A 12,118-nucleotide genomic window follows, 5' to 3' on the forward strand; every position below is an offset into this window, starting at 1 on the left:
AATACCTGTTTTGCGGCTGGATAGGATTAGTAAAGAAATCATCAGGACGATCGCCCCAAATAGAAAATTACCAATGATTAATTCATTAATTAGTTGATAATTCTCCTTACCGACGATCGCATTGTAGTCAATATGGTGCAGATATTTATATTCATTTAGCAACCAGATGGTGACATAAATGAGATAGAAATACCGATGAATATTTTTCATGCTCGATCGCGTGCCGCTGCTCCCCTAATCCAAGCCATGCGTATGTGCATAGCTCCAGACCGTATTTTCGAGCAGCATGGTTACTGTCATCGCCCCCACTCCACCCGGTACGGGTGTAATCCAGCTCGCAACCTCTCTCACCGCGTCGAAGTCTACATCTCCCACTAATCGCGACTTACCTGTGGTCGGATCGGTCAGCCGATTGATGCCGACATCGATAACTACCGCTCCTGGTTTCACCATTTCGGCAGTAATCATTTGGGTTCTACCGACCGCCGCGACCAAAATATCTGCTTGACGGCAAATAGCCGCTAGATCGGGCGTGCGGGAATGGGCGATCGTCACTGTAGCATCGGCAGCTAATAACATTAATGCCAAAGGCTTACCCACCAGAATACTCCGACCGACCACGACTGCATGTTTGCCGCGAACATCTAGCTGATATTCAGCTAATAAGCGCATCACGCCCCCTGGGGTGCAGCTTTGCAGTCCGGGTTCTCCTCTGACCAATTTGCCCAAATTGAGGGCGTGCAGACCATCGACATCCTTATGGGGCGCGATTTCATGGAGGAGAGCAACCGAGTCAAACCCATCGGGTAATGGTAATTGGACTAAAATCCCATCGACGCGATCGTCAGCATTGAGTTCGTGGATGATTTCGGTGAGTCGTTCCTGAGTGACATCGGGGGGAAAATGCTGTCCGAACGACCTAATCCCGACTTTAGCACAGGCTTTTTCTTTACCGCCGACGTACGCCGCACTGGCGGGATTATCGCCGACCATTAATACGGCCAGTCCCGGCGGGCGACCGATTTGGGGCTGTAATTTACTAATGTGGACTTGTAAAGCATCCTGCATCTTGAGTGCCAAGGCTTTACCATCGAGAATTTGACCGGGACTGAGGCTCATAACTATTTTGGCTGGTGAAGTGGGTATGATGACAAGTAGGAGTCGGTCGGAGATTGCCGCTAGATTGGCACGGCGCGATCGGGAAGATCGATCGTACCTGTTTCCCCCGAACCGATGAGGCTAAAACTGATTTGATATAATCATCAATATATAGCATCGATGCTGATGCTCGGATTCGCTTAGCCCCCAGTTCAGATCCCCAATTTCCGATCGAGATATGCGTCAAATTGCCGTTTAACTTTTCGATCTTTGTACTTTACGCTAGTTATCGAGAGCAATTTGAGTTGGGGAAGTAGAAATCGCCTTCTACCGCTACTAGCAGTCAATGCGATCGAGCTGGTAACTCGATGAGCCAACCATATTTTCCGTCTTTAAATCTATACTTGTTGAGACCCGATGAAAATTACACTGATTAGTTCTACGCTTGAGGTTGGTGGTGCAGAACGAGTCATGTCAATCATTGCCAACTATTGGGCAGCTAGAGGCTGGCAGATTACCATTCTCTCCCTCGATGATGGTTCGTCGCCACCATTTTACGATCTCGACAAGCGGATTGAGTATCGATCCTTGAGTATCGACCATCAAGATGCTTATAAATTAGCTAATTTCGGTCGTACTCTCAATCAGATCCGCCGCCTCAAAAAAGCGATCGTCGCTAGTCGTCCCGATGTGGTAATTAGCTTTGTAAATACTATCAATATCATGACACTTTTGGCGACCTGGAGCCTCAAGGTACCGACGATCGTCAGCGAGCATGTCTATCCAGCTTTCGGCGGATTGAGCAAAATCGGTCAATTTCTTCAAAAGTGGACTTATCGCCGTGCTGCCCTAGTCAACGTCAAGACTCACAGTGGCTTAGCTTTTTTCCCGAGTTCTCAAGGCTATGAGACAGTCGCGATCCCCAATCCAGTTGCCCTTCCAGAGTCCGAACCGATCGAGTCGCAACTATTTACCGACGATCGACATCTGCTGGCGATCGGTAAATTAACCCACCAAAAAGGTTTCGATCTCTTAATTAAAGCCTTCTCTCAAATCTGCGATCGCCATCCCGATTGGACTTTGACGATTTTAGGCGAGGGGGAGATGCGTGCCGAACTTTCAGATTTATGCGCCCAATTACAACTTGACGAGCGGGTATTTCTCCCTGGTAATGTCCGAAATATCGATGCTCATTTACGCAAAGCCGATATTTTTGCGCTCGCCTCTCGATTTGAGGGTTTCCCAGTCACTTTATGCGAAGCGATGGCTTGTGGTGTCCCCGTAATTGCCGCTGATTGTCTCAGTGGCCCCCGTGAAATCATCCATAATAATATCGACGGGCTACTCGTCGTACCGGAGAATGTGGATGCGTTGGCAGTTGGCTTAGATATTCTGATGTCCGATCCTGGCAAGCGTCAGTACTTTTCTTACCATGCGCCTAAAGTCGTGGACAGGTTTGGGGTAGAGCCAGTTATGGCAATGTGGGATAATGCGATCCGGCAGGTGGTGGGTAATCAGGGGTAAAGGGTAAAGGGTAAAGGGTAATGGGTAAAGGGTAAAGGGTAATGGGTAATGGGTAATGGGTAATGGGTAAGAGCATGTTTGTCTCGCAGATTCTAGCTGCGTTCTGGCACCGCCTCCGATTGAAATCGGGGCTAGTGATGCAAAGTCCGCCTACGCGGACTGGTTAATCAGTCCGCGTAGGCGGACTTTGCGTGCGTGTGCAGAGACTTCAGTCTCTAGGCTCTTCTTATCCCCAACTCAGATCAATTACAGAATTTTTCGACACAGCGGACGAACATTTCTACGCCTGTGGCGAGTGCGGTTTCATCGAAGTCAAAGCGCGGATGGTGATGGGGGTATGCTAGAGATCGATCGGGATTGGCGGCACCGAGAAAGAAATAACAGCCAGGTACGGCTTGCAAGAAAAAGGACATATCTTCGCCGCCCATAGTTTGACACTCCGGGACTACGCCGAGCGGTGTCTCTACTAAATCTGTGGCGATCGATCGCACCAAATCGGTAATCTTGGGGTCGTTAATTACGGGTGGGTAAAGTTTGGTGTACTCTAGCTGATAAGTTGCACCGTAACCAGCGCAGATACCAGTGACGATCGCGTCGATCCGCCGCTCAAAAAAGTCGGCAAGATCGGGATTAAAATATCTGACTGTGCCAGTTAAACTCGCCGTATCGGCAATGACATTACGGGCGTTGCCAGCGTTGAATTGACCGACGGTGACTACCGCCGAATCGATCGGATTGACATTGCGGGCGACGATCGTCTGGAGGGCGGTGACGATCTGACTGGCGACGACGATCGCATCTACCGTCTGATGCGGCATCGCTCCATGTCCGCCCTTGCCTTGGATCTTCAGATTAAATAATTCTACGGCTGCCATTAATGCGCCGCTGCGGACGCCGATCGTCCCGAGCGGTAAGTTATTCCACAGATGTAGCCCGATGATGGCATTGACATCGGGGTTAGTGAGGACGCCCTCATCGATCATCGGTTTGGCACCACCAGGGCCTTCCTCGGCGGGCTGGAAGATAATTTTGACCATCCCTGCAAAGTCATTTTGATGCTGGGATAGATAGTAAGCGGTCATCAAGGCGATCGCCACATGTCCATCGTGTCCGCACGCGTGCATGATCCCATCGTGCTGGGACTTATAGGGCACATCGTTAGCTTCTTGAATCGGTAAAGCATCCATATCTGCCCGAATTGCGAGCGTCTTGAGCCGAAAACTCGTCTTCCGCCCTTGAATCATCGCGACGATTCCCGTTTTGGCAATGCCAGTCTGATGGGGTATTTTCCATTCCGTCAGTTTTTTGGCGATCGTCTCGGCAGTAATGCGCTCTTGGAAACCGAGTTCGGGCTGCTGGTGAAGCTGCCGTCTCAAGGCGACTAGCTGGGGCTGCAAGGCTTGAATCTCCGATCGAATTTTGTCGGGATGAATGGGTTGAGTGGGCGCGTTAGTGGCAAACATGTGGTTGAGGGGATGAGTGAGCCAAGCTGATTACATTAATTTTAACTCTGCGTTTGGCTGGTTATCCGATCGAATTATGTCAGTACGAGTCTGAGGATCGCGATCGCTACTACTTTAATTGAGACGATCGTTATGCTTCAGATCGAACAGATTTTCGATATAATTATTAAAAGTAGCTTGCCCGTACCGCACATCGATTTTTACGCGGCGGACAATTGGCGATAACCGCCGAGTCAGCTCAACTAACCAAAACCTTAAGCTCTAATGTATTTATATAGTTGGCATCGATTTAGAATCTAGCAAGTTGTAGTGCCCGATTGAGGGCAATAGATCGGTCGATGCTTACTCACTTTTTATGCTCTAGTTACACACATTCCAATAATAGTCACCTAGACGCTCGCGATTCGGGATTGACAGTATGAGTAGTAACAAAGCGGGTAAGCTGCGACCTTCCAAGTAGCCCATTTGGCATTGCACTCAGGCAGCGAGTAGCTGCACTAGCTATGTCCCAAAACTATTTCAACATCTTTCTTTAACTCATGCAAAATCCAATTTCCGTCGGTGAAGCATCTCCCTCAGAGCATCAGGATCTCCAGAGCCTAGAACAAACCCTGGATGCAAATGTCCTGCGCGATACGAATATCAACCACTCAAGAATCTTGATTACGCCTAAAGAGCTGAAGGCACAGTTACCGCTATCACCCGAATTAGAACAACGCATCGTTAACTATCGCCGCCAGATCCAGAAAATCTTAGATTTCCAAGACAATCGCAAATTCATTGTCGTCGGCCCTTGTTCGATTCATGATGTCAAAGCCGCCGAAGAATATGCTTACAAATTAAAAGATTTAGCCGATCGAGTCCAAGATAAATTCTTGCTAATCATGCGAGTTTATTTTGAGAAACCCCGCACTACTGTTGGCTGGAAAGGGTTGATTAACGACCCAGATATGAATGAGTCTTTCGATGTCGAAAAGGGCTTATATACTGGCAGGACACTACTGATTAAACTTGCAGAAATCGGTTTACCGACAGCGACAGAAGCACTCGATCCGATCGTTCCCCAGTACTTAGATGAATTAATTGCTTGGTCGGCAATCGGCGCACGCACTACCGAATCCCAAACTCACCGCGAAATGGCCAGCGGACTATCGATGCCTGTAGGCTTCAAGAATGGCACCGATGGTAGCGTCAAAGTTGCCTTAAATGCGCTCCAATCTGCCCAACAACCACACAATTTTCTGGGGATCGACAAACACGGACGGGTCAGCGTTTTTCAAACTCGGGGTAATGCTTACGGACACATTATCCTACGCGGTGGCGAAGGTAAACCCAACTACGATCCCGTCAGCGTTCAAGCTGCCGAAACCGAACTCAAAAAAGCCAATTTAGCACCACGGATCGTGATTGATTGCAGTCACGGTAATTCTAATAAAGATTATCGGCTCCAACCGATCGTCTTTGAAAGCACGATTCAACAAATTGTCAATGGCAATACCTCAATGGTGGGGATGATGTTGGAGTCCAATCTGCATGAAGGCGGACAATCGATTCCAGCAGATCTCACTCAACTTAAATATGGCGTTTCGGTGACTGATAAGTGTATTAATTGGGTAGATACCGAACGCATTATTCTCGCAGCATACGATCGCCTTTAAGAGGGTGTTTGAAAAGTATAGATCGAATCCCCCCAGCCCCCTTAAAAAGGGGGAGCAAGAGTAGTCCGGTTCCCCCCTTTTTAAGGGGGGCTAGGGGGGATTTTCTAAAGTTTACGAGTGCTGTTTGATACTTTTCAAATGTCCTTATAAGGTCAAAAAGGAGCGGTAATCGATCGATTGCCGCTCCTTTTAAGTGTGAAGAATACCCGATCGCTACCGAATTTTTCTCTACTCATTCATTGACTTGTAAGTAGCAACAGATGAGGGTGATTGTCCGGTGAGGTAGCGGAAGATCCAATATTTGAAAACGGTATCCATTAAGACCGGAACTGTCGCGATAAAGAGCGAGTTGAATTCGTTGTTTTCAGCAATACCCAGATGTCTGGCAGTGCCTTGGAGGATTATCTCCCAGCCGTGGGGAGAGTGAAAGCCGACGAAGGTGTCGGTGAGTAAGATAATAATGAAAGCTTTGGCGCTATCGCTAAGCCCAGCGATCAGATCGCCGAGGAAGGCTTTGAGAATCTGGATCTGTCTTTGGCTATTGCTAATCAACCAGATAAAGGTAACGATCGATAAAATATCCGCAAACCAATTTTTGATGGCATCGGCACTTTTACGATAGTAGTCTACTTTGATTTTTGCGGCTTTTTCGGTGACTTTCTCTTCCATCTCTTCGGCAGTGAGTTTTGGTGTCAAACCGACCATGTGTTTGAATTTGATATTTCTTTCAAACATTTCCATTTCCTCTAAGGCTTCTCGTTCGAGGTTGACGTTGAGAAAGATATCTGCTTGGTGGTAGTTGCGGTAGGCATCGATAACTGGGCCGACAATAATGATTTTGGAGATATATTGGGCTAGCAGCGGCACTAAAATCAGCATCAAGATAAATCTCAGTGAAGTTCTTGTTTTGCCTTGATTGAAGCGGTAGTTTTCCAGGACTCGAACGTCGGCGTTGGGATCGAGATCTTGCTGGATGCGTCGAAAGGTATTAATCAGGGAAATATCGATAATGGCTTTTTTGTCATTATTGACGTTTTCACCCTCAAGATCGAGTTGCTTGGGCATACGCTTGGATGGGCGACGACCGAGGGAACTAGCGGTAATCGGATTGACGTTGACGGTTTGGGAGGGATTCTGGTTTGCTGTATCGACGATCGATAATGAGTTTGGTGGTGTAGGTGGGGCAATAAAATTGACGGCACGTTGTCCGAAGGTCGATCTTTGGAGATTGGGATCGATCTCAGTGGTATTATCGGCGTAACGAGTCAATAAATCGTCGATAAAGCTGAGTTTTTCCAGAATTCGCGCTTCATATTCGATATCTTGAGTGTAGGAATTGATATCGCTAAACCCGAGACTATCGAACTGCTGGCTCTCGGGCGGTTGGGGATAGTTATTGCCAGTGACTGTGCGGCTGGTTTGAAATTCGGCAAGGCGAATCCGGGTAATCCGCAGGTATTTATTGAGATCGTTCTGAAAATAGGTAGCAACTTGATTGTTAGTGGATATGGGGGAAACCTCAATTTTCTCACCCCCAAAATGTTCGTCCTCGATCGCTTTTATTTTCAAAGCGGCTTTGTAGGCTTCGTCCAATGCTCGATCGGCGGTACGATAAAACCACTGATTAGCTTTGCGCCAGTATTTATTAAGTCGGTTCTCCATGGGGAAGAGAGGGTAGAGGGTAGATGGTAGATGGGAGAGGGTAAGAGGTAAAGGTAATGGGTAAGAGGTAATAGCAGAGCTATGCTGTTAACAAAGAGTAGGGGATGAACTACCCATTCTAAAAACCCAATTATTAATTATCAATTAATTTAATAATATTTAGGTACTAATATAAGGTGTGAGTACGATCGCTGGAGATGCGGGTGTGTCGGGTAAAGCAATTTGGATTGAGGGTGGTACGCGCAGTGGCAAAACAGATGCGATAGTTGCTCAATTTTGTCAGTGGTTGGACGAGCGAGTTGTCCGGAGTAAACATTCGGAGCGGGATGCCAAAATTTTGGTGTTGGCGGGTAATGATGATAGTAAGCGCGATCTCAGCGATCGATTAATTGCCAAGACGCATGGTAAATATCCAATCTCAGCCAAAACGCCGATCGGATTTATTCAAGAGGAGGTGTTGTTATTTTATCCCCTCCTGATTCAGAAGTTAAGATTACCTGCGTACTTCCCCTTGAGATTGCGTCCGGAGACGGAGCAGGAGTTGGCGACTAAGTTATGGCAACCCGCGCTAGAACGGCTCAACTGGCGAGAAATTGCGCCGTCTGAGTATCGATTCGTGCGGCGGATTCTAGATCTACTGCAATTGGCGGCTTATAGTTGTACGCCGTTGGCAGATTTACCAGCAATCCTCATCCAGGGATTTGGGGCGAGTGAAAATGGCGAAATTTATCAGTGTGTAGAGTCTTTAGCGAGCGAGTGGCGGGATTGGTGTCTCGATCGCGGGTTGCTGACTTATGGGATTATGACGGAGTTATACTGGCGATATTTATTACCACAGCCTGAATATCAGCGCCAGTTACGCGATCGCTATTGGGTGATGTTAGCTGATGATGTGGATGATTATCCCGCGATCGGGCGACAGATTTGCGAGTTTTTGTTAGATGCTGGAGTGTGGGGAGCATTTAGTTACAATCCCGATGGGATGGTACGGTTGGGTTTGAGTGCCGATCCAGATTATTTATTAGGCTTAAAGGCTCGCTGTCAGGGTGCTAAAGCCGATCTAGATCGGCAAGTTATTTATCTAGATTCGCTACCGACAAATCTTTTAGTCGATAGCCATAGTAGTATCGATTCGATCGTTAGCGCCGTCCTTAATCCTGGCAATGTGCCCAGCCTCCCGCCCAGCATCAGCACGATCGAAACGCGCACGCGGGGGGAAATGCTCAAAGAGACTGCCCATGCTGCGATCGCGCTCATTTCTAGTGGTATAGCACCGGGCGAGATTGCCATCATCGCGCCCGGTTTAGATGCAATTTCGCGAGCGACGATTACCGATATCTTCAGCCAGCAGCAAATTCCGCTCGCCTCGCTCAACGCTCAACTTCCCCTCAATAGCGATCCGGGCGTGCGCGCGCTGCTGACGCTGCTCGCATTGACTTATCCAAATTTGGGACAGCTTACCAGTCGGGATGAAGTTGCCGATCTGCTCGTGACGCTCAGCCCACTACATCCGCCCCAAAATGCGATCGCTGCCGCCATCGATCCCGTGCGGGCGGGCTTGCTTGCCGACTACTGTTATGCGCCCTCTCTATCCCAGCCGCGCCTGCTCCCCTACACAAATTTCCCGCGCTGGGATCGACTCGGTGCGAGTGCTACCAAGGCTTACGATCGGATTCTCGCGTGGGTAGAACGCGCCCAATCGCAACAACCATCGCCCCTGAATTTATTAAATGACGCGATCGGGTATTTTTTCCAGCAAGGTAGCTACCTGCCTAGCGATGCTCCCAAGGCGCGGGTATATCAAAAACTTTCCGCCCTGCGCGAACTGATGGAAACCGCTCAACACTACTGGCAAGTATCCGAGCGCACGCATAGCCCAGCGGAATATCTCGCATCCGCCCATCAGATTACCGCGCAATTTATCCTCTTACTCCGTCAAGGTACCATCAGTGCCAACCCCTACCCCACCAGTCCCTTGCAACCGCAAGATCGCGCCGTGACGCTTTCAAATATCTTCCAGTACCGCGCTAGCAAGCGATCGCACGCCTATCATTTTTGGTTGGATGTTGGTTCGCCATTATGGGCGGAAGGTGGTGCCGCGACGCTATATGGTGCCAATCTGTTGCTGCAAGATCGGATGGGCAAACTCTGGACGGAACTAGATACCCAAGCCAGTGACGAACGTCGCTTGGAGCGGATCTTACGCGATCTGCTCTATCGAGTTAACGATCGACTCTACCTCTGTAATAGCGATCTGGCAACTAACGGACAAGAACAGATGGGCGCATTGCTATCCCTAGTGCATGGCGTGGCTATTCAACTAGAACCTCAGCGGTTGGAAACCGCTGCTCGGAGTGCAAAGTCCGCCTACGCGGACTAGTTAATCAGTCCGCGTAGGCGGACTTTGCATCATCAGCCGCGACTTCAGTCGCAGGCATCTCGAGCGGTAACAACTTATATTTAATCGCATTGAGCCACTTATGCTCGATTCACTCCGCACTCGAATTGAGGGCGGGAAGTGCCGGAGCGCTCCCAAATTTTAGGAGTAGCAACCCGACTAAAAAGCCGATCGTCAAGCCCGAAAAGTGACCGATAATACTCGTACGCCCGTTGGTGATGTCAAACACCAACTGGAACCCGACACTAAATAGCACGGCTTGAAATTGCCGCCCAGCCGCAGCGACTTTGGATTGTCGCCAGCCGCTGAGATGGATTGCGCCGATAACCCCCAGCATCCCCATAATCGCCCCAGAAGCACCAATCGTTGGCGGCTGCGGCAGCCAGTTCGTACTGATATAGGTAATCGTCGCCATCGAGCCAATTCCCGCAGCAATATAGGCTAGCAGATACCGCCAGCTTCCCAATCGATACTCGACAAATTTGCCCAGATAGAGCAATGCCAACATATTCATTCCCAAGTGCAAGATCCCCTCATGGAGAAAGTTCGCTGTAATTATCCGCCACCATTGACCGTTAATTACCAATGGTGTAGCCAATTCACCCCACAGTCTAATCCTCAAATCGTCATCGCCCAATCGAGCGCGAACAAATAATTCCAGCCCAAAAACTAGGACATTCACCGCGATTAAGAGGTTGGTAATCGGCGTACGTGCAGTAGTCGGCGCTCGATCGCCATAGCGCACATCTTGGAGCAGTGCCGACTCCATTTGAGCGATACTCGCCCAATCTAACGAACTCAGTTTTTCCAGATCTGGGAGTGGTTGGGACAATCGCCAATCGATATCTTGCTGAATACAGCTATCTGTGGTGCTATGTCGGAGATCCGTCAATTGCGCTATCGCTGCGCCGCTATTGCCAGCCGCTAGCTCAGCCGTACCGATCCAAAATTGATGGATCTCGCTGGGATACATCGATAGCAAACCTTCACATGTGTGAATAACGGCATCGACGCGCCCACAGTAAGCGAGGAGATAGATTTTTAGCAGATTTAATTGTTGATGATTGAGCTGTCGATCGCGAGCGAGTTTAGTTACTTCGATGATACACCGATGCAAGTCTCCGGTTTCTGCCAACGCCCGCAGGTAAAAAACCAAGCTGGTACCGCCATCTAGCTCCAGTTGCTCGCGGGTGAGCCGCGTTCGCACCCAGCTAATATATTCCGACCAGCGATCGGTAGAACGATATAATAAAGCAGTTGCCGAGCGATCGAGCGCGGTCGATCTGTGAGATTTCTGGTGTGGTAGATCTACCAATCCATAGCGATCGAATATCTGGTAAGCTGTCTCAAATTGTCCTGTCTGAGCGATCGCTAACGCCCGAAGTAAGTGGTGATAGTGCCACATCCCATCCGTCGGTGCCAACCATTTCAGCCATTTTGCCATCCGACTGGCTGCGGCAAATTGCGAGCTATCGACTAATGCTTCGAGGCGGCGCATCAACAATAGGGGTAGCAACACGAACGACACCCACGCCCAAATCCCGATCTTCATCATCAGAGCGGGCATAAAATACCAGCTCATCGATAACATAATCAGCACGACGATCGCGGCAACCTTCAGGCTAGAATTACTGCGGGATGTCGGTAATAATAGCGCTAAGCAGCTAAAGATCGCAATTTGCACCAAAACAATACTCGTAAAGTCCATTCGTACTCAATCGTCGCTATTTACTTAGATAATTACTATATTAACTAAAGATTTAGTTTCTCCCGCGATCGATTATCCTCTCACCTTTTTTTTGATTATGATTTGCGATTGGTCGATCGGCGATTTACCGGGTTTAAATAAGCCCGAACAACTTTTACTGCAAGAGTTAGGAATTATGACTACCGGGCAACTCCTCTTAGTCGCCCCAGATGCCGCTACCAAGCAACAACTAGCCAGTAGTTTGGGTGCCAAAATTCAGTATGTCAATAAGTTAGTAGCGTTGGCAGATCTTGCCAGATTACCCGGAGTCGGCTGTCAGTACAATGGATTACTCATTCATGCCGGAATTATCTCGATTAAGCAATTGTCCCAAATGCCCGCTCACAAAATCCACCAGCAATTACTCAAGATGCACGTAGCGACGCTCCAACGCCGCGATCTTTGCCCCAATCTCGCTGAAGTTCAAAATTGGATCGGACAGGCGCGGGAGATGGGGGGTAGGGGGTAGAGGGTAGAGGGTAAGAGGTAAAAGGTAAGAGGTAAGAGGTAAGAGGTAAGAGGTAAAAGTAATAAAAAAGTAGGGCACTGCCCACCATCTGGGTTTTAG

The 12,118-nt window shown here is 48.8% G+C and carries 10 protein-coding genes; 4 read left to right on the forward strand and 6 right to left on the reverse strand.

Annotation, left to right across the window (positions count from 1 at the left end; genetic code table 11):
• From RMO52_RS20645 to RMO52_RS20655, 3 genes are all read right to left on the reverse strand, one after another.
• Nucleotides 1–210: hypothetical protein (locus RMO52_RS20645; protein WP_310418027.1), on the reverse strand; the 210-nt coding region annotated here is incomplete at its 3' end.
• Between the two features lie 24 nt (nt 211–234).
• Nucleotides 235–1,119 carry a bifunctional methylenetetrahydrofolate dehydrogenase/methenyltetrahydrofolate cyclohydrolase FolD gene (gene folD / locus RMO52_RS20650; protein WP_310418030.1) on the reverse strand — a complete coding sequence of 295 codons (885 nt, stop codon included), beginning with the start codon at nt 1,117–1,119 and terminating at the stop codon, nt 235–237.
• On the reverse strand, nt 1,085–1,276 hold the full coding sequence (locus RMO52_RS20655; RefSeq protein ID WP_310418033.1) for a hypothetical protein: 192 nt from the start codon (nt 1,274–1,276) through the stop codon (nt 1,085–1,087). The genes folD and RMO52_RS20655 overlap by 35 nt, the downstream gene beginning before the upstream one ends.
• Nucleotides 1,277–1,515: 239 nt before the next feature.
• On the opposite strand from RMO52_RS20655, the gene RMO52_RS20660 reads away from it, so the two are divergent.
• Nucleotides 1,516–2,622: a glycosyltransferase family 4 protein gene (locus RMO52_RS20660; protein WP_309742723.1), complete on the forward strand. Its 1,107-nt coding sequence runs from the start codon at nt 1,516–1,518 to the stop codon at nt 2,620–2,622.
• A 242-nt stretch (nt 2,623–2,864) separates the two neighbouring features.
• On the opposite strand, the gene RMO52_RS20665 is transcribed toward RMO52_RS20660, so the two are convergent.
• Nucleotides 2,865–4,085: a M20 family metallopeptidase gene (locus RMO52_RS20665; RefSeq protein ID WP_310418036.1), complete on the reverse strand. Its 1,221-nt coding sequence runs from the start codon at nt 4,083–4,085 to the stop codon at nt 2,865–2,867.
• A 539-nt stretch (nt 4,086–4,624) separates the two neighbouring features.
• Here RMO52_RS20665 and RMO52_RS20670 point away from each other — a divergent pair.
• Nucleotides 4,625–5,743 carry a 3-deoxy-7-phosphoheptulonate synthase gene (locus tag RMO52_RS20670; RefSeq protein ID WP_309743048.1) on the forward strand — a complete coding sequence of 373 codons (1,119 nt, stop codon included), beginning with the start codon at nt 4,625–4,627 and terminating at the stop codon, nt 5,741–5,743.
• A gap of 228 nt (nt 5,744–5,971) precedes the next feature.
• On the opposite strand, the gene RMO52_RS20675 is transcribed toward RMO52_RS20670, so the two are convergent.
• A complete protein-coding gene (locus RMO52_RS20675; RefSeq protein ID WP_309743046.1) occupies nt 5,972–7,405 on the reverse strand; it encodes a proton extrusion protein PcxA in 1,434 nt (477 codons plus the stop codon).
• A gap of 178 nt (nt 7,406–7,583) precedes the next feature.
• Here RMO52_RS20675 and RMO52_RS20680 point away from each other — a divergent pair, with 178 nt between their 5' ends.
• Nucleotides 7,584–9,785 carry a recombinase family protein gene (locus RMO52_RS20680; protein WP_310418039.1) on the forward strand — a complete coding sequence of 734 codons (2,202 nt, stop codon included), beginning with the start codon at nt 7,584–7,586 and terminating at the stop codon, nt 9,783–9,785.
• A 109-nt stretch (nt 9,786–9,894) separates the two neighbouring features.
• On the opposite strand, the gene RMO52_RS20685 is transcribed toward RMO52_RS20680, so the two are convergent.
• On the reverse strand, nt 9,895–11,511 hold the full coding sequence (locus RMO52_RS20685) for a rhomboid family intramembrane serine protease (protein WP_309743041.1): 1,617 nt from the start codon (nt 11,509–11,511) through the stop codon (nt 9,895–9,897).
• A gap of 97 nt (nt 11,512–11,608) precedes the next feature.
• Between RMO52_RS20685 and RMO52_RS20690 the strand changes: the two genes are divergently transcribed.
• Nucleotides 11,609–12,019, forward strand: coding sequence for a DUF4332 domain-containing protein (locus RMO52_RS20690; RefSeq protein ID WP_310418042.1), 411 nt, complete (start codon nt 11,609–11,611; stop codon nt 12,017–12,019).
• The last annotated feature ends 99 nt before the right edge of the window (nt 12,020–12,118 follow it).

The sequence above is a fragment of the Chamaesiphon sp. OTE_8_metabat_110 genome, from assembly GCF_031382685.1.
Taxonomy (GTDB): domain Bacteria; phylum Cyanobacteriota; class Cyanobacteriia; order Cyanobacteriales; family Chamaesiphonaceae; genus Chamaesiphon.